Origin of the sequence: Halobacillus sp. KGW1 (genome assembly GCF_001592845.1) — a bacterium.
In the GTDB taxonomy this organism is placed as follows: Bacteria; Bacillota; Bacilli; order Bacillales; family Halobacillaceae; genus Halobacillus.
The window spans coordinates 867,277-884,494 of the sequence record NZ_LSOC01000002.1 but is presented as its reverse complement, the minus strand read 5'-3'; the positions used below and the strand labels follow the sequence as shown (position 1 = coordinate 884,494).

19 protein-coding genes are annotated in these 17,218 nt (G+C 45.1%); 18 read left to right on the top strand and 1 reads right to left on the bottom strand.

The window, feature by feature from the left end; translation table 11 throughout:
- The first annotated feature begins 23 nt into the window (after positions 1-23).
- From AXG56_RS05155 to AXG56_RS05140, 4 genes are all read left to right on the top strand, one after another.
- Positions 24-227, top strand: coding sequence for a DUF6501 family protein (locus AXG56_RS05155; protein WP_008640008.1), 204 nt, complete (start codon positions 24-26; stop codon positions 225-227).
- Between the two features lie 263 nt (positions 228-490).
- On the top strand, positions 491-1,039 hold the full coding sequence (locus tag AXG56_RS05150) for a histidine phosphatase family protein (RefSeq protein WP_062514106.1): 549 nt from the start codon (positions 491-493) through the stop codon (positions 1,037-1,039).
- 174 nt (positions 1,040-1,213) lie between these two features.
- Entirely contained in the window at positions 1,214-1,453 is a 240-nt protein-coding gene (locus tag AXG56_RS05145; RefSeq protein ID WP_008640010.1) for a 4Fe-4S dicluster domain-containing protein, read from the top strand.
- Between the two features lie 124 nt (positions 1,454-1,577).
- A complete protein-coding gene (locus AXG56_RS05140) occupies positions 1,578-2,318 on the top strand; it encodes an SDR family oxidoreductase (RefSeq protein WP_008640011.1) in 741 nt (246 codons plus the stop codon).
- A 32-nt stretch (positions 2,319-2,350) separates the two neighbouring features.
- On the opposite strand, the gene AXG56_RS05135 is transcribed toward AXG56_RS05140, so the two are convergent.
- Positions 2,351-2,626, bottom strand: coding sequence for an acylphosphatase (locus AXG56_RS05135; RefSeq protein ID WP_008640012.1), 276 nt, complete (start codon positions 2,624-2,626; stop codon positions 2,351-2,353).
- A gap of 83 nt (positions 2,627-2,709) precedes the next feature.
- Here AXG56_RS05135 and AXG56_RS05130 point away from each other — a divergent pair, with 83 nt between their 5' ends.
- The 14 genes from AXG56_RS05130 (at position 2,710) to AXG56_RS05065 (ending at position 17,170) form a co-directional block, all read left to right on the top strand.
- A complete protein-coding gene (locus AXG56_RS05130; RefSeq protein ID WP_008640014.1) occupies positions 2,710-3,633 on the top strand; it encodes a P1 family peptidase in 924 nt (307 codons plus the stop codon).
- Positions 3,634-3,655: 22 nt separating this feature from the next.
- On the top strand, positions 3,656-4,528 hold the full coding sequence (locus tag AXG56_RS05125; protein WP_008640017.1) for a gamma-glutamylcyclotransferase: 873 nt from the start codon (positions 3,656-3,658) through the stop codon (positions 4,526-4,528).
- A 5-nt stretch (positions 4,529-4,533) separates the two neighbouring features.
- Positions 4,534-5,373, top strand: coding sequence for an alpha/beta fold hydrolase (locus AXG56_RS05120; RefSeq protein ID WP_062513474.1), 840 nt, complete (start codon positions 4,534-4,536; stop codon positions 5,371-5,373).
- A 3-nt stretch (positions 5,374-5,376) separates the two neighbouring features.
- Positions 5,377-6,426, top strand: a complete 1,050-nt coding sequence (locus AXG56_RS05115) for a C45 family peptidase (RefSeq protein ID WP_062513472.1) — start codon at positions 5,377-5,379, stop codon at positions 6,424-6,426.
- Between the two features lie 55 nt (positions 6,427-6,481).
- Positions 6,482-10,072 (top strand): dynamin family protein, encoded by a 3,591-nt coding sequence (locus AXG56_RS05110; protein WP_062513471.1) that lies wholly within the window; start codon positions 6,482-6,484, stop codon positions 10,070-10,072.
- A gap of 103 nt (positions 10,073-10,175) precedes the next feature.
- Positions 10,176-10,694 carry a superoxide dismutase family protein gene (locus tag AXG56_RS05105; protein WP_008640021.1) on the top strand — a complete coding sequence of 173 codons (519 nt, stop codon included), beginning with the start codon at positions 10,176-10,178 and terminating at the stop codon, positions 10,692-10,694.
- A gap of 218 nt (positions 10,695-10,912) precedes the next feature.
- Positions 10,913-11,113 carry a cold-shock protein gene (locus AXG56_RS05100; RefSeq protein WP_008640023.1) on the top strand — a complete coding sequence of 67 codons (201 nt, stop codon included), beginning with the start codon at positions 10,913-10,915 and terminating at the stop codon, positions 11,111-11,113.
- Between the two features lie 75 nt (positions 11,114-11,188).
- Positions 11,189-11,401, top strand: coding sequence for a cold-shock protein (locus tag AXG56_RS05095; RefSeq protein ID WP_026577401.1), 213 nt, complete (start codon positions 11,189-11,191; stop codon positions 11,399-11,401).
- Positions 11,402-11,511: 110 nt separating this feature from the next.
- Positions 11,512-13,131 carry an ABC-F family ATP-binding cassette domain-containing protein gene (locus AXG56_RS05090; protein WP_008640025.1) on the top strand — a complete coding sequence of 540 codons (1,620 nt, stop codon included), beginning with the start codon at positions 11,512-11,514 and terminating at the stop codon, positions 13,129-13,131.
- A gap of 333 nt (positions 13,132-13,464) precedes the next feature.
- Positions 13,465-14,310 carry a LysM peptidoglycan-binding and 3D domain-containing protein gene (locus AXG56_RS05085; RefSeq protein ID WP_062513469.1) on the top strand — a complete coding sequence of 282 codons (846 nt, stop codon included), beginning with the start codon at positions 13,465-13,467 and terminating at the stop codon, positions 14,308-14,310.
- A 169-nt stretch (positions 14,311-14,479) separates the two neighbouring features.
- Positions 14,480-15,475: a zinc-binding dehydrogenase gene (locus tag AXG56_RS05080; RefSeq protein WP_026577403.1), complete on the top strand. Its 996-nt coding sequence runs from the start codon at positions 14,480-14,482 to the stop codon at positions 15,473-15,475.
- 143 nt (positions 15,476-15,618) lie between these two features.
- Positions 15,619-15,999, top strand: a complete 381-nt coding sequence (locus AXG56_RS05075) for a PadR family transcriptional regulator (protein ID WP_008640031.1) — start codon at positions 15,619-15,621, stop codon at positions 15,997-15,999.
- An 11-nt stretch (positions 16,000-16,010) separates the two neighbouring features.
- Positions 16,011-17,000, top strand: coding sequence for an LLM class flavin-dependent oxidoreductase (locus AXG56_RS05070; RefSeq protein WP_062513468.1), 990 nt, complete (start codon positions 16,011-16,013; stop codon positions 16,998-17,000).
- Positions 17,001-17,083: 83 nt separating this feature from the next.
- Entirely contained in the window at positions 17,084-17,170 is an 87-nt protein-coding gene (locus AXG56_RS05065; RefSeq protein WP_008640034.1) for a YjcZ family sporulation protein, read from the top strand.
- Positions 17,171-17,218: the final 48 nt, after the last annotated feature.

The window sequence follows — 17,218 nt, the reverse complement described above, 5'->3', positions numbered from 1 at the left end:
GCAAGCAGCGAGGAGGTTGGATCATGATTCATAAAACATGGGAACAAAACGAAACAACAAAACAGGTGGAGTGTATTCACAACGACGCCAAGAAATTTGTCGTCCACAATGTATTAACACCTGGAAAAGTATATGATGTCAAAAATGAGAGCGAAGAATTTTATTTTGTCATCGATAATTCCGGCCGCATGGGCGGATTTTATAAAGAATACTTTAAGGAAGCATAAACAGATAAGACCAGGAAGGGCGAAACCTTTCTGGTTTTTTTATGTTGCCCGGTAGAATACTGCAGGAAAAAGCTGGACATCCTAATATCTGGTGGAGAGACAGACTTCGTTCCCTCCATAGTTAGGAACTGGTTTGCTGTTTTAATGAAGCTATACCAGAAAGTCCGTATATAAAGTGAAACAATTCACCAACTTTTCTTGTAAACACTCGATTCATCGGCGATAATGAAGGTAAGCTGATGGAAGGGGAGGATGAGTTTTTTATGGATAAATTGATAGTCGTTCGCCATAGTGAGACAGAAGGACAGCATGAAGATTCGCCGTTGACGAAACAGGGCATCAGGCAGGCACAAACACTTGCTTATTTCCTTGACCGCGCCGGTCATGAAGTGGACCGAATCATCTCCAGTCCTTTTTTACGGGCCGTTGAAACAATTAAACCCTATGCCAGAAAGAAAGGGCTAGAGTTGGAAACCGACGAACGGTTGGAAGAACGAGTATTAAGCCATGAACCACTCAATGACTGGGAAGAAGTTCTGCATGATACCTTCCAGGATCCTGAACTTAAGCTTTCCGGAGGAGAATCCTCGAAGGAAGCGAAGAAACGAGTCCTCTCCCTCATCGAAGAATTGGAGCAAGAGGATTGTGGGAACGTTCTCCTTGTGACACATGGGAATCTGCTCGCTTTACTTCTTCAAAAGTATAAACGCGAAATTGGATTCTATGAATGGAAGCGGCTGACGCGCCCGGATGTATTCCTCGTTCAGAAGTTTGGAGGGGAATATACCGTCGAGCGGATATGGGAGGACTGATGCCCAGGCATCGTCTTCTTTTTTTCACGCGCACGCGAAGAAAGTCGAATGATTACAGGAATTGCGATTTTTCGATAAAATCGTTATTATAGATGGTGGTGTTTATCTTAACCATTATCGGTGAATATAGTAATATAAGCACACGAACTCTATTCGTAAAGGAGGAGAAAATCGATGGCATTTGTAATTACATCCCCATGTAAAGATGAAAAAGCGGGAGAATGCATGGATGTGTGCCCGGTTGATTGTATCGAGGAAGGGAAAGATATGTTCTATATCGATCCTGCGATTTGCATAGATTGTGGTGCATGTGAAGCCGTTTGTCCGGTAGAAGCAATCTACATTGAAGACGAGGTACCGGAAGAAGAAACCCCATACATCGAAATTAACCGCAAGTTCTTTGAAGAACAGTAAGTAACATAACCAGGAACCGCCTCTCTATATAGAGAGGCGGTTTTTTTGATACCTCCCGGTGCATACTTTTCCCTTTATGCGGGTAGATACATAAAGAACTGTACTTACTTAGGAGGTAGGGATCTTGACGAATCTACAAAAAAAATCAGTTATCATAACCGGAGCGAGCAGTGGTATTGGAAAGGCGATCGCTCATGAACTCGCATCGAACGGGGCAAACGTTGTTCTTGCTGCCCGAAGATCTGAGCGTCTGAAAAAACTGGCCGATGCTATCGAATCGGAGCATGGAGTTGAGGCGAAGGTTGTAGAAACGGATGTGACGAAGCGGGAAGATGTCGAAAATCTTGTTCAAACGACAAAGGATACATTCGGTAGTGTAGATATCCTGATAAATAATGCTGGTGTCATGCTGTTGTCTTTTCTCAAGAATGATCACGTGGACGAGTGGGAACAAATGGTGGATGTAAACATCAAAGGTGTACTGTTCGGAATCCATGCAGCCCTACCGACAATGATCGAACAGAATACTGGACACATTATCAATGTTTCTTCGGTCGCAGGTCATGAAGTTTTCCCGTCGAGTACTGTGTATAGTGCAACAAAATATGCAGTAAAGGCACTTTCTATGGGGATGGAGAAGGAATTGTCGAAGACGGGTGTCCGTGTCACGAATATTTCCCCTGGAGCGGTGGAAACGGAATTGACGGATCACATTACAGACGGGGATGTGATTGAGATGTTTAAGGAGCGCAGCATGAAGCCGCTGGAAGCGGATGATATTGCCAAAGCTGTAGGATATGCGGTAAGTCAACCTGCTTCGGTCAACGTCAATGAAATTATTGTTCGCCCGATGAACCAGAAATAATGAAAAAAAGGCCGCAGCGGAACTGCGGTCTTTTAATGAATGACTTTAAATTTGTTATGCTGCTTAGAATCCTCCCGGTCTTCCTGGTCGATATGACGGATGGAGCTGAAGGGCGTGGGACCTTTGGAAATCTCATCGACAAAAGTGTTAAGTACCGTTTCTTCTCCTTCTGCTTCCATTAAGACGGTCCCGTCCGGCTGGTTTTTCACCCACCCGCATATGCCGAGGTAATCAGCCTTCTGCTTTGCTGCTGCCCGGAATCCAACGCCCTGGACTCTCCCGTGGATCGTCAGCCTCTTTCGTTTCATATGGTCTTACCCCTTTCTTTACAGGCTTCAGTGATATTGATTCCCTGAAAGGATCAAATAGAAACACAACAGGAGGTTGCTGGATGAAAGAAATAGATATCAGGAACGTATCCGATTTTTTTATAGGACAGACGGAAGATAACACCGGTACAACAGGGTGCACCGTCATCCTGAGTAAAGAAGGGGCGGTCGCTGGGGTTGACGTCCGTGGTGGTGCTCCTGGAACGAGGGAGACGGATCTAATGCGATCGGAAAATATGGTTCAAAAGGTACATGGGCTTTTTCTTGCTGGAGGAAGCGCATATGGTCTTTCTGCAGGAAGCGGGGTCATGCAGTGGCTGGAAGAACACCATATTGGGTTTGAGACAGGCCCGGTGAAGGTCCCCATTGTCCCGGGGGCTATTTTATATGATATTGATCCGTCCCGACCTGCTGTCCGTCCCGATGCAGCCATGGGCTATGAAGCGGCACGGATAGCGTGGGAGAACCCTCCCTTCAGCAATGGAAGATACGGTGCCGGTACTGGAGCGACAGTCGGAAAGCTCTTTGGGAGAGAGAACAGCATGAAGGGCGGCATCGGAAGTTATGCTTTCCAATCTGGAAAGGTGAAAGTAGGAGCGGTAATCGCAGTAAACTGTTTTGGTGATGTGGTTGACCCAGGCACGGGAAGAATAGTTGCCGGTCTGCATAAAAATGGAGAATTTCTGCGGACGGAAACACATTTGATGAATAACGTCTCCACGGCACCAGTCACTGATTCCTTCCAAGGGAATACGACGATCGGCGTTCTTCTGACTAATGCTTCGTTACATAAGTCGGAAGCTAATAAACTTGCATCCATCTCCCATAATGGGTTGGCTAGAACCATCCGTCCTTCTCATACCTATGTAGATGGGGATACGCTTTTTACCATGCACGGGGATGAAGTAGCATGTGATGTTAACGGACTCGGGGCGATGGCTGCGTTCGCTGTTGAGAAAGCTGTGCTTCGGGCATTTGAACACTAAAAAAAGAACGGAGAGGATACCCATGCTTGTATTTGTTTATGGATCCTTGATGACAGGGATGGAAAACCATCATGTGTTGTCTCAGGCGCCCCTTCTCGCAAAGGAAGCACGTGTAAACGGAAGGCTATATGAAGGAGAATCCTATTATCCGCTGCTTGTGGAGGAGCCAGGAGCCTGGACATATGGGGAGTTGTATGAGGTCGATGAAAGAGACCTTGTTTCTCTCGATGCTTTGGAGGAATATGATCCGGAAACGGATAAGGGAACTTTTATAAGAAAAAGCCTTCCTGTCTGGACCGACAGTGGAAAGGAAGAAGCATATGTCTATGTCGCTTCTGAAGAGTCATTGGGAAAACCAGTAGCATCCGGCAATTGGAAAGTCCACCGCCTGTTGATAAACGGGGGCTCCTGCTATTATTTTGCTTACGGTTCCTGTATGGATGATGAACGATTCGCAAAACATGGGGTCGATCGTCTATTTCAAAACGTTACCGGAAGAGGATCGGCGAAGGGCTACCGCCTTGGATTCACATACCCTCTTCCCGACGGGGCAAGGGCAGATCTTGTAGAAGCAGAAGGCAATGTTGAAGGTGTCGTGTATGAGATTAACGAGGAAGCAAGACAATACCTTTACAGGAGGGAAGGTGTCGACAGGGGCGGCTATCGACCGATGGTGCTCCCTGTCGCCCTTGCTTCCGGAAACCAAGTGGAAGCTTTATCATTCACAGTCAGGGAAAAACAGCCGGAGAGTGCGCCCCCTTTCCATTATGCAAAAGAAATCCACAGGGGTGCCGGGCGGTATTTATCACGTTCGTATGTGGATGAAATAGAAAAGAGATTTGCAGAAGAAGTTTGCGGTGAAGAGTTCCGTAATTATTTGCTGAAAAGGAGCTGACATTCATGACTAAGGCGACCTGGTCCCACTACAGGGCAAGGGATTTCTCTTCTCTTCCCTACATAGCTTTCCAACGTTCACCCGGTAACAAAGAAGCGATCATTATGATTCATGGAATCACAGCTGAACTGGATCACCACAAGAAATTCGCATCTTTCTGTAAACGAAAGGCAGATGTCTTCCTGCCCCTCCTTAGAGGATACGACCAGAAAGGAAAAAGAGGGGATATTGACTATTTGGGACAATATGATGACGATTTATCAGATTTTATCCACTTCATTCGGAAGCAGGGATACGGGCGGATTGTGCTTGCAGGCCACTCCATGGGATGCGCGAATATTTTGAGGTTGATGGATCTCCATCCGGATATAGCAGAGGAGTATCTATTCATTGCTCCCTTCTTCCATCCAACCCTTCCTGTCTATCATGACGATGCTACCGAACAAGGGAAGCCCGAAACAGATGTCGATTACGTCATTCATGACAAGAAAATGATTGCTCTCGTAGCGCTTCACAAAATGAACATACACCGCTTTGATGATGCGCATGTCGCAGAGATACCAGATGAATTCCATTACAGCAACCGTTTGAAACTAAGTTTCCGCCTGCTTCTGTCGAGGTTTCCGGAGAATATCGTCAACGATCTGTTTTCCGGCATGGAAGATCGCGTTTCCATCTTTATCGGTGATGAGGATGAGGTTATTGTTCATCCACTCCTTAAGAATTGGGTGAAGGAGACGTGGGGATTGGACGTCCTGTTGATTCCAGGGGTTGACCATAACCATATCCTTCATCATTCTGATCTCCATCGCGTGATTGCAGGGCGTCATGCAGAGGAACTGTAAAGCATGAAGGATATTTATACGGACGTTTTTGCTTTTCGGGGGGGATACGGGGATTTCGGATATGAACAGGGCCGCGGGTTACAATCGTCCCGTCTTTTGAACTACCATAAGAATCGGCGTCCTCGTTCCGTTCGGCATTATAAGTCTGAAAAATCAGTGGTCAAGCATTTGCTGGATGAGTTTTTTCCTCCTTTATGGGAAGAACTGCTCGGTCTCGCAGAGGGACTTAAATGGTCCGTGGATGATGTCGTGCACGAATACAGCGGGTGGCAGCAGGAATGGGATAAGTCCGGCTGTTCGATTTTGACAGGCGATTCCTTTTTTACACGAAATTATGACTATCATCCGAAAACATATGAAGGCAGGTTTCTTATTTATGCTCCAACAAAAGGGACTCCCACCATCGGACCCGGACAGAGAATTCTAGGTCGTACGGATGGAATGAACGCCTACGGATTGTGTATCGGCTACAACTTTGTCAACCGTGTTCATCCTGGTGACGGGTTTATTTGCTGCACATTGACCAGAATCATACTTGAGACGTGCAGAACGACAGAAGAGGCCGTCGACATGCTGAAGAGGCTCCCTCACCGCCACTCCTTTAATTACGTGGTAACAGATTGCAATGGTGTGACTAAAACAATTGAAGGTTCCCCGCGAGGTGTCCGCATTCATGAGGCACTAGTTTGTACCAATCATTTTCTTCATTTGGAAAATGAAAACCGAAGGCACTTATCGGATTCGCATGAGCGTCTAGGTCATCTCATGGATGCGCAAAAAAGAATGAACGGAGAAGAGGCCTTCCGCTTTTTGAACGATACGACAGGACCGATATTTTCAAAACGCTATTCTCAGTGGTCCGGAACCATCCATACATGCAGTTATCAACCCAGAGATAAAATCGTTCGTTTTGGTTTGGGCGGGGATACCAGCGGGGTTTCTTTCGACTTTGGAGAATTCATGAACGGGAAAAGAATCCGTGTAAAAAAAGTCCTTGGGCATGTGGATACACAGGAGCCCATCCCGTACATCGATGATTTCCCTCTTGAGTAAGAGAGCGATTTCAGAGTAAAATGATGGGAGAATGTACGGGAAAAGGAGTTTGGAGATGACAACGATGACGGATTCTAAATTAGACCAACTAATGCATGTGTACGACTATTTATATCAGGAAGGGGATGCAGCCTCTGCTGTCAAACTCTTGGACTTGATAGAAAAGGTGAAGGAAGAGGAAACAATAATCGGCTTTGCCGGCCATTTTTCAGCCGGTAAATCGACGCTGATCAACCGCCTTCTCGGCCATGAACTGCTCCCTTCCAGTCCCATCCCCACCAGTGCAAACATTGTCCGGTTAAAAACGGGGTCAGAAAAGACAATTGTATTTTTTGATCAGGAAGATCCTGTATGTTATGAAGAAAAAATTTCTATGGATATGGTAAAGGATTTATGCAGAGATGGAGATGCGGTGAAGGAACTGACGATTCAGAGGCCGGAAGGAGGACTGCCCTCCCATGTATCTGTTGTTGATACACCAGGAGTGGACTCTACTAATGATGCCGATCGACTGATCACGGAAGCCTCTTTGCATAAAATGGATTACATGTACTACGTGATGGATTACAACCACGTCCAGTCTGAAGTTAATCTGCAGTTTCTTGACGAAATGCAGCGTAGAAAGAAACCCTTTTCTCTCGTCATTAATCAGATCGATAAACACAAAGAAAAAGAGTTGACGTTCGAATCATACAAACGGAGCATCGAGGCAGCCCTGAAAACATGGGGGATTCATCCGGAAGCTGTATTTTATACGACAATGCGGGATTCGTTCCATCCGGAGAGTGATTGGGCAGAACTATCTCAACATTTCCGTGCCCTTTTTGACCTCGGTCCTTCCAAAGGTTCTCATCAGGCCGTGATGGAAGCCGAAATGATCATGGAGGAAAGCGTTCGTACATATAAGGAAGAACGTTCCTCCTTCCTCGCAGATCTAAAAGAGCGGAAGCAGACGCTGTTGGATCAAGTGGAAAACAGCCCTGTGGACGAAGGTATCTTCCATGAGACAGAAGACCTTCTAAACAGAGGAATGGAAACATTTGAGGAACGTATCTTGAACTTCCTTCCTAATGCGTATTTAATGCCCAGTTCTCTTCGGGAATACGCAGAAGCTTTTCTCGAGGCACTGCAGCCGAACTTTAAAGTAGGCCTTCTTTTCTCCGGGAAGAAAACGGAGGAGGAACGAAAAAGACGGGAAGAAACATTTTATGAAAAATTGAACGCATCCATTCAAGAGAATCTGCAATGGCCTCTGCGGGAACGGATGCTGTCGATCATCGATACACAAGGCCTGCGTGCACCAGAATTGGTGAGTCAGGTACAGAATATGGATTTCCAATATCCTAAGGAGCGACTTCGTTCTTTAGTGGAAAGCGGTGCATCCGTTACCGGCGCATATGTGCTGCTTTATACAGATCAAATCGCTAAAGATATCCGACAGGAAATGAAAACTTATGTCGGTGCATGGAAAAGGGAATGGGAGGCAGCACTTAAGAGGCAGCAGCAGGAATGGAAAGACAAACACGAAGAAGCGTTTGCCGCTTATGAAGAAATTCAGCACATTAATCAAACAATACGTTCGCAGGAAGCGGAAATCGAGTCCTATGAAAACAGCCTTCGATCCCATTTCACGGGAAGTATCACATCCAGTGTAGAAGCGAAGGTGGAAAAGGATTTAGAGAACAGAAGGAAGCGGATAAAAGGTGAAACGGCGGGAGTCAGGATTACGCGGAAGAGTCGACAGGAAACAGAAGCTGGGGAGGATTTTTCCGATCAGGATCGCACATCTTCCTCCAGTATGATGCATGCAACGCTAGAACGAGTCGACCGGACGATTAATGCCATTGCACCGCTCGATGGACTCCAAAGTCTCCGTGAACAACTGCAAAGGAAGCGGGAAAGACTCAAGAACCGATCCTTTACCATCGCTTTATTCGGCGCATTCAGTGCAGGGAAATCGTCTTTTGCCAATGCGCTGCTTGGTGAATCGGTCCTGCCTGTATCGCCGAATCCAACAACGGCAACGATTAATAAGATTTCCCCACCGTCTATAGAAAAACCTGATCGGACGCTTGATGTGTACGTTAAAAATGAAAAAGAGATGATGGAAGACCTTGCGGATATCAGGAGACGGATGGGGCTTCAGAGAGAGACACTCGATCTTCTATATGAGGAAGTAAGGCAGAAAGGGACGCAGAGTGATCTTTTGGACCAGAAGCAGCTTTCTTTCCTGGAGGCATTCATGCAAGGCTACCATGAGATGAGGGAATATTTGGGGACACGCATGGAAGCTCCCTTTGACGAGTTTACAAGTTACGTAGCAGATGAAAAGAAGTCCTGCTTCATTGAATCCATGGAATTGTTTTATGATTGTGCTTGGACAAAGGCGGGAATCACGCTTGTTGATACGCCCGGCGCAGACTCCGTAAATGCAAGGCACACAGATGTTAGTTTTAAATACATTAAGGATGCAGATGCTGTTTTGTTCGTTACTTATTATAACCACCCATTCTCTCAAGCGGATCAATCCTTTTTGACGCAGCTCGGCAGGGTGAAGGACAGTTTTGCCATGGATAAGATGTTCTTCCTTCTGAATGCGGCAGATTTAGCAGCGTCCGAGGAGGAACTTCAGCAGGTCGAGATGTACATGAAAGAGCAGCTGCTTGGTTTCCAAATCCGTAAACCGCGGCTCTATTCCGTCTCAAGCCTGCTCGCCTTGAAAGAAAAGCAACAGAAGGAACATTTGTCATCTGGAATGGAAGCTTTTGAAGCAAAGTTTCGAAGTTTCCTGAATGAAGAGCTTGCTTCCGTTTTGATTCAATCGATGGAAGCGGATGTTTCAACAGCTAAGCAGATGGTCGAGGCGTTTATATCAACGAGCCGGATGAATGAAGGACAAAGGAAAGAAGAGAAACGGTTGTTGGAAAGACAAAAGGCTTCTGCGCTGGCTCTGTTCTATAAGGAGGAGCCGGTTGGAGCGAAAGAGGCGGTTCGTAATAAAGTGGCGAAGCAACTGCATTATGTCCAGGAGCGGATGCTGCTTAATTACAACGATTTCTTTAAACAGTTTTTCAATCCTGCCGTAATCAACGGCCGGGGGCAGGATATGAGAGAACAGGCTTTAGAAGCATACCGGAAACATACAGAAGCGGTGGAATTTGAATTGAATCAGGAACTGAAAGCTGTATGTCTACGGATGGAACAGACACTCAGGGAGTTAACTGCCAGCCACATGATGAAGGTTAATCAGGATCTTAAACAGGTCAAAGAAAGTATCCACTTAGAACAGCCGGAATGGCCGGATGTTCCTCTCCCAGCCATTCATGCCGACCTTCACATCGATCCGCAAGCCGAGAAAGAATCGAAAAAAGCAGTCAAGAGCACGAGAGCCTTCTTCGAACGTAATGAAAAAGAAGCACTGAGGGACACGCTTCTCTCCTATATTAGAGATGCATTAAGCGATTCGATCGGTGGCCAAAGCGGCATTGTAACAAGGCATTACCAAGAGCAGTGGGACCAATTGTTTATGCAATTCCAGAGCGAGTGGATGCATCAGACGCAGGATAGTTTTGACCGACTGTTGTACCCGTTGGAAAACCCTATTGATGTAGCCCATCTCGAAGCAGTTTATAAGCAATTAAAATAAATGAGAAACGGTCTGCCGTCTGACGGGGGCCGTTTTTTTATAATAAATTCATGATGATGGATCAATCAGCATAGAATGCTAAGGAAAGGGAGGTGACGTATATATGTATCCATATTCCCATCCTTATCAGGGACAAGGCATGTATCGTCAGACGTATGCATCTGAAACGGCACAGGCGTCCCTGCTTGCAAGTCCACTTGCTCCGGACTTAAAAGGGGCGGTTCAATTCTATCAGATGCCTTACGGCGTGGAAGTTTTTGTTCAAGTAGAAGGACTGCCGGCTTTCCAGGCGTCGAAGAACGGAGCACAAATCGGCCCGCACGGGTTCCACATCCATGAAAAAGGTGTTTGTGAGATCGGAGATGGCAAAGAACCTTTTGCATCTGCGGGAGGCCACTGGAATCCGGACAATGAGCCTCATGGAAACCACGCAGGTGATTTTCCAGTTCTGTTTTCCAATGAAGGCAGAGCAAGAATGATTTTCTTTACCGATCGTTTTCGAGTAGAGGATGTGATCGGTAAGGCGATCATCATCCATCAAGGTCCCGACGATTACCAATCGCAGCCGAGTGGAAACGCGGGAAAGAGAATTGCTTGTGGAATTATAGAAAGAATGGAATAAAATACGCCTTCATGGATATAATGTAATAAGCAGGGGCGCGAGGCGTCTATACTTGACTTCACCGGTGAGTCATAGTATAGTTTAGACAAGGTTTCCATTTGCCAAATTTAAGAAAATACATGTTATAAAGAGTGATCCTTTTTAGGGTACTTTTCATAATATGTGATTTTCATGAATGAACGCATATTAATTTTAGAAATATTGGAGGATCCATCCCTATGAAAACAGGTACAGTTAAGTGGTTCAACGCGGAAAAAGGTTTCGGTTTCATCGAAGTTGAGGGCGAAGACGATGTATTCGTACACTTCAGCGCGATCAACGAAGAAGGCTTCAAATCTCTTGAAGAAGGTCAAGCTGTAGAGTTTGAAGTTACAGAAGGAAACCGCGGGCCACAGGCTGCAAACGTAACAAAAATATAAAAACACAAATATAAAGAGACTGGCTTTTCGGGTCAGTCTCTTTTATATCATTTCAAGTCTAAAGGAGGCTACATCATGGCTTTCGGTAAAAAAAACCAGGCTGAAATCAAAGAAGAAGATACAAAAATCTGGGTGTGTACATCCGATGATTGTAACTGTTGGATGAGAGATAACTTTAGAACGAATGATGATAAGAAGTGTCCTATGTGCGGCAGCCCGATGGAGGAAGAAAATAAAGTCCTTCAGGTTGTGGAAAATAACAGTCTCTACTATAAATCCCAATCATAAAGAAAAGCGGTTGCCATGGAGCAATCGCTTTTCTTTTCTTCTGTTCATTCCGAGGGGATGAATGTTATAATTCTTAATGGTCTACTACGTTAACACTGGAGGATTAATTTATGCTGAATGTAAACAATGTGAGTCTTCGTTTCGGAGATCAAAAGCTGTTCGAAGATGTCAATATAAAGTTCACGCCTGGTAACTGTTATGGACTTATCGGTGCGAATGGTGCAGGGAAATCAACGTTTCTGAAAATTTTGAGCGGAGAGATCGAACCGCAGACGGGAGAAGTATCGCTGAAGAAAGATCAGCGCCTTGCTGTCTTGAAGCAGAACCATTTCGAATATGACGATTACGCCGTACTCGAAACCGTTATTATGGGGCATGCCCGTTTGTATGAAGTGATGAAAGAGAAAGATGCCATTTATATGAAGGGCGACTTCACCGAAGAAGACGGTATGCGTGCAGCGGAACTCGAAGGAGAATTCGCTGAAATGAATGGTTGGGAAGCGGATTCTGATGCTGCCCGCCTTCTCAAGGGGCTTGGGATCGATGAAGATCTTCATGAGAAGAAGATGAGTGAGCTGGAGGGCTCTGATAAAGTGAAAGTGCTTCTTGCACAAGCTCTTTTTGGAAATCCGGATGTCCTTCTTCTGGATGAGCCTACCAACCACCTGGACATTAAAGCGATTCAATGGCTGGAAGATTTCCTCATCGGTTTTGAAAATACGGTCATTGTCGTATCCCACGACCGCCACTTCCTGAACAATGTTTGTACACATATTGCAGACCTTGATTTCGGTAAGATCCAGATTTATGTAGGCAACTATGATTTCTGGTATGAATCCAGCCAGCTGGCTCTCAAAATGGCTCAGGAACAAAACAAGAAAAAGGAAGAAAAGATTAACGATTTGAAGGAATTTATCGCTCGTTTCAGTGCGAACGCTTCTAAATCGAAGCAAGCGACGTCCAGGAAGAAGCTGCTGGAGAAAATTACATTAGATGATATTCAGCCTTCTTCAAGGAAATATCCTTACATCGCTTTCCAAGCGGATAGGGAAATCGGGAATGACTTGTTGACGGTAGAAAACCTTACAAAAACTATAGACGGCGTCAAAGTGCTGGACGGGATCAGCTTCACTTTGAACAAAGATGATAAAGTTGCCTTCGTCGGTTCCAATGAAGTGGCGAAAACGACGTTGTTCCAAATTCTGACGGGTGAAATGGAACCGGATGAAGGAACCTATAAGTGGGGGATCACAACTTCACAAAGCTATTTCCCTAAGGATAACTCTGAATTCTTTGAAGGCTCGGAGCTCAGCCTTGTTGAATGGCTGCGCCAGTATTCGCCAGAGGATGAAACAGAAACATTCCTGCGTGGTTTCCTCGGTAGGATGCTGTTTTCTGGAGAAGAAGCGTTGAAAAAGGCGAAAGTCTTGTCCGGGGGAGAGAAAGTACGTTGTATGCTTTCCAAAATGATGCTTTCCGGTTCGAACGTTCTTCTGTTGGATGAACCGACCAACCACCTTGATTTGGAATCTATTACAGCATTGAACAAAGGGTTGATTAACTTTAAAGGTTCCATCCTTTTCGCTTCCCATGACCATGAGTTCATTCAGACGATTGCCAACCGCATTATCGAAGTGGCTCCTAACGGTATTGTAGACAAAGAGATGAGCTATGATGAGTTTCTGGAAGATGCGGAAGTTCAAAAGCAAGTTAAAAAAATGTACGCTTAATAGAGAGAAAGCATCTGTTCTTAGCAATAAGACAGGTGCTTTTTTTTGATAAATTATGTTTTATTTCTTACAGTCGTGGTATCAATAATGTAAGAAAAAAGAAAATATATTCCGTAAATTCTGTCGATAAAAGGCTCTATGAGGGTATTTTTGGCATTTTCATGCTACGAATGCCCTTTTTGTAATGGGACTGAAATATAGATGTTATCTTTGCAATCAAACTGTTGCTTGTTTGTTCTTAAAATCCATGAAGATTCTGGTATTCTTGTAAATGTGACCTGATCACGGGGCAAGTACGAAGGTGATCGACCAAACAAGAGGAGGCAGAATCTCATGAAAAAAACCGTATTTTCTGTTGCAGCTACCGTAGCACTTACCGGTGCATTTGCGACATCTGTCAGTGCCGAAGAATATAGTATCAACAAGGGTGACACCCTTTGGAGTATTTCACAAAAACATAACGTATCTGTAAATGATTTGAAATCTTGGAACGGCTTGAATTCTAATATCATCTATCCTAATCAAACGTTAACAGTATCCAATGACGCAACGAACTCTACATCTCCTAAATCTTCGAACGCATCCACGTACACAGTGAAGTCCGGAGATACGTTGTTCGCCATTAGCCAAAAATTCAATATTTCCGTAGATCAGTTGATGGCGTGGAACAACCTATCTTCCACCCTCATTTACCCTGGTGACCAATTCAAAGTAGACGGTCAGGCATCTGTCCAGCCAAAAGCATCTGCTCCTAACACAACGGAACAGCCGGAAGCAAGTGCGCCGAAAGAAACGAGCGCACCAAAAGAGGCAAGTGCACCTAAAGAGAGTACAAAAGAAGCTGTTCAGACAAACACTTCCAATAAAGGTACAAGCAATGATGTAGTCAAAGAAATCACTGCTTCTGCTACTGCTTACACAGCAAACTGTGCTGGATGCAGCGGTGTAACGGCAACAGGAATCGACTTGAAAGCGAATCCTGACCTTAAAGTAATCGCCGTTGACCCTAACGTTATCCCGCTTGGTTCTAAGGTGTATGTAGAAGGTTATGGTACAGCGATTGCTGGAGACACCGGCGGAGCTATCAACGGAAACAAAATTGATGTTTACATGAAGGATCGTGCTTCTGCACTTGATTTCGGACGCAAGACAGTAAAAGTTCAAGTTCTAGCTGACTAAAACGGAAGTGTTGCCCCTTCTTTTTACAGCTATCTTCTATCTTTTATAATATCAAGCCCTTTGTCTATCACCGACAAAGGGCTTTTTATTTTGGAGTCAATATAGTTGGATCCACGGTTCCTTCTTGGTAGACTAATAGCATCTTGACACGGAAAGGGGTACGTTAATTATGAAAGCAATTGTCCACGAACGAAAAGATGGTTTGGAAGGTCTTCAATATAAGGAAATGAATATGGAGCGGCCGACAGGTAAGGATGTATTAATTAAGGTACATACAGCAGGTATGAACAGAAGAGATGTAGCTGTGGTTACAAAGAGGCATAAAGGAACGGATGCGCCATTAATTCCCGGATCTGATGCCTCGGGAGTTATCGAAGCGGTTGGAGAGGATGTACAGCGATTTCGAGAGGGGGACGAAGTAGTTATTAATCCTGGTCTCGGTTGGGAAAAGAAAAGCGAATATCCTCCGGAAGGGTTTGAAATTGTAGGGTTGCCGGATCATGGAGCATTTGCTGAATATTACTGCTGTTCCGAAGCACACGTAGAAAAGAAACCGTCGCATCTATCTTTCGAAGAAGCCGGAGTTCTTCCATTAGCTGCTCTTACAGCCTACCGCGCTTTAGTGACCAGGGGGCAAATTAAAGCAGGTCAGACGGTGTTGTTACCCGGCATCGGAAGTGGTGTCCTTACCTTTGCTCTTAAATTCGCCAAAGCGAAAGGAGCTCGTGTTATCGTAACATCCCGTTCGAAAGAAAAGCTGGAGGCAGCGCTTGCGATCGGTGCAGATGCTGCAGTTATGACAGAAAGCGATTGGAAAGAGGAGCTCGCGGAAGAAACGATTGATTTGTCTATCGAAAGCATCGGCAAGGCTACATTCCATAAATCGTTGGAGGTCCTGAGAAAAGGAGGAACGCTTGTTACTTTTGGAGCGACGACGGAGGATGAAGTAACCATTGATATCCGGAAGTTTTTTTATGCTCAGCAAAACATTCTCGGATCAACCATGGGAAGTGCGGAGGAGTTCCGGGAAATGCTTTCATTCATTGAAGAGAATGACATTCATCCTCAGGTAGACAAGCTGTTTAAGCCCGATCAACCTGTTGAGGCATTTGAGTATTTAAAGAACAGCGGTAATTTCGGAAAAATCGGCTTTCGTTTTCAATAATCATCCCACTTAAAACTTAGTAGCAACTCCGAATGAAATAAAAAAACATACAATAAGCGAACGAATGTGCGTAATAGTCGACAAAAGACCCCTCATTTATTGTAAAATAGTAACAAGCAATGCAATCAATGGAGGTGGAACCATTGTCACACAAAAACAATCCGAAGCGATTCGCTTTGAACATGAGTGCTGCTCAGTTCACCAAGTTCTATATTATGCACCTTCTGCAACTCCGTCAACCGATGATCAGTGAGCATTTCAAGGCCGAATTTAAACAGTTGACCAACAATTGGGTACCGGCGCCTTCAACACTTCTCGACACCCTTCATGAAATGACAGAGCAGGGGTTATTATACCGGAAGGAAGACTATAAGTCACATGATCGGAAACGTCAGAAGGTGTATTGGTACAGCCTTACGGATGATGGGAAAGAAGAGTTCGACGTATTGAAGAAGAGATATAAACTTTTGTTTGAGGAACAGATTTTTATTTTGAAAAAGATTATGTCCGACGTTTACCGTTAGGAGGGGCACACATGAGGCTGAGTGTCTTAGATCAGAGTCCTATATCAAAAGGGCAGACAGCAGAAGAAGCGTTGCAGCAAACGATTCAGCTTGCCGTTCATACGGAACAACTGGGTTATCACCGTTATTGGGTAGCAGAACATCATAACACAAATGGCCTCGCGGGATCTTCACCGGAGATATTAATTGGTCAGATCGCGGCTTCTACGAGAAGGCTTCGGGTTGGATCTGGTGGAGTGCTCCTGCCGCAGTATAGTCCATTGAAAGTTGCTGAAACGTTCCGGGTATTGGAAGCATTCCATCCGGAGAGAATCGATCTTGGTGTCGGTCGTTCCCCTGGAGGTGGAAAAAGGACGAGGCTTGCTTTGACGGATGGAATGGAAAAACCGCTTCACTCGTTCTCCAGGCAGGTAAAGGAGCTGCAGCAGTTCCTTCATGGAGATATTCCTAAAGGACACGAGTATTATGGAGTTTCAGCTCGCCCTGCCACGAAGACAGTACCGTCTATGTGGGTACTCGGCTTGAGCGAGCGTGGAGCGAAGCACGCAGCGTTATATGGCACTGGATTTACGATGGGGCACTTTATCAGTCCTGATAAAGGGGAGGAAGCTGTTCGTACCTACAGAGAACGTTTTCGCCCCTCTAAGAGTTTAAAGATGCCGCAAGTAAACGTTTGTGTTTTCGTCGTTTGTGCAGACACGCAGGAAGAGGCAGAAAGACTGGCAGCAAGTCAGGATTTGTGGCTTCTTGAAGTGGAGAAAGGATTAGAAACGAGAATCGCTTCTGTAGAAGAAGCGAGCGCACGTACGTACACGGAGAAAGAGATTGAAAAGATTCGCAGCAACAGGCGTCGCTGCATTATAGGAGATCCTCACCATGTAAAAAGGGAGCTTGACCTTTTAGCAGAAAAATACGGAACGGAAGAATTCTTAGTGATTACCAATATCTATGACTTTAATAAGAAAAAGCGTTCCTATGAACTGTTGGCCGAACTTATGTAAACCATGCGCGGAACCCCTCTATTATTATTCACCCAAACCAATTCGCCCCTTTCTGCATATACAGTAGAAAGGGGGGATTTGGAATGAGTAAAGGATATGGTGGAGGATTCGCGTTGATTGTCGTATTGTTTATTCTCCTCATTATTGTAGGAGCTTCTTGGTGGTATTAATCACCAGCGTAGAGCGCGGCAAGTGCCGCGCTCTTTTCATTTGCATTT

What these genes read in the sequence shown, in the direction of transcription:
- AXG56_RS05155 (WP_008640008.1), top strand. Translation starts at nt 24, where the DNA reads ATGATTCATAAAACATGGGAACAAAACGAAACAACAAAACAGGTGGAG.
- AXG56_RS05150 (WP_062514106.1), top strand. Translation starts at nt 491, where the DNA reads ATGGATAAATTGATAGTCGTTCGCCATAGTGAGACAGAAGGACAGCAT.
- AXG56_RS05145 (WP_008640010.1), top strand. Translation starts at nt 1,214, where the DNA reads ATGGCATTTGTAATTACATCCCCATGTAAAGATGAAAAAGCGGGAGAA.
- AXG56_RS05135 (WP_008640012.1), bottom strand. Translation starts at nt 2,626, where the DNA reads ATGAAACGAAAGAGGCTGACGATCCACGGGAGAGTCCAGGGCGTTGGA.
- AXG56_RS05130 (WP_008640014.1), top strand. Translation starts at nt 2,710, where the DNA reads ATGAAAGAAATAGATATCAGGAACGTATCCGATTTTTTTATAGGACAG.
- AXG56_RS05125 (WP_008640017.1), top strand. Translation starts at nt 3,656, where the DNA reads ATGCTTGTATTTGTTTATGGATCCTTGATGACAGGGATGGAAAACCAT.
- AXG56_RS05120 (WP_062513474.1), top strand. Translation starts at nt 4,534, where the DNA reads ATGACTAAGGCGACCTGGTCCCACTACAGGGCAAGGGATTTCTCTTCT.
- AXG56_RS05115 (WP_062513472.1), top strand. Translation starts at nt 5,377, where the DNA reads ATGAAGGATATTTATACGGACGTTTTTGCTTTTCGGGGGGGATACGGG.
- AXG56_RS05110 (WP_062513471.1), top strand. Translation starts at nt 6,482, where the DNA reads ATGACAACGATGACGGATTCTAAATTAGACCAACTAATGCATGTGTAC.
- AXG56_RS05105 (WP_008640021.1), top strand. Translation starts at nt 10,176, where the DNA reads ATGTATCCATATTCCCATCCTTATCAGGGACAAGGCATGTATCGTCAG.
- AXG56_RS05100 (WP_008640023.1), top strand. Translation starts at nt 10,913, where the DNA reads ATGAAAACAGGTACAGTTAAGTGGTTCAACGCGGAAAAAGGTTTCGGT.
- AXG56_RS05095 (WP_026577401.1), top strand. Translation starts at nt 11,189, where the DNA reads ATGGCTTTCGGTAAAAAAAACCAGGCTGAAATCAAAGAAGAAGATACA.
- AXG56_RS05090 (WP_008640025.1), top strand. Translation starts at nt 11,512, where the DNA reads ATGCTGAATGTAAACAATGTGAGTCTTCGTTTCGGAGATCAAAAGCTG.
- AXG56_RS05085 (WP_062513469.1), top strand. Translation starts at nt 13,465, where the DNA reads ATGAAAAAAACCGTATTTTCTGTTGCAGCTACCGTAGCACTTACCGGT.
- AXG56_RS05080 (WP_026577403.1), top strand. Translation starts at nt 14,480, where the DNA reads ATGAAAGCAATTGTCCACGAACGAAAAGATGGTTTGGAAGGTCTTCAA.
- AXG56_RS05070 (WP_062513468.1), top strand. Translation starts at nt 16,011, where the DNA reads ATGAGGCTGAGTGTCTTAGATCAGAGTCCTATATCAAAAGGGCAGACA.
- AXG56_RS05065 (WP_008640034.1), top strand. Translation starts at nt 17,084, where the DNA reads ATGAGTAAAGGATATGGTGGAGGATTCGCGTTGATTGTCGTATTGTTT.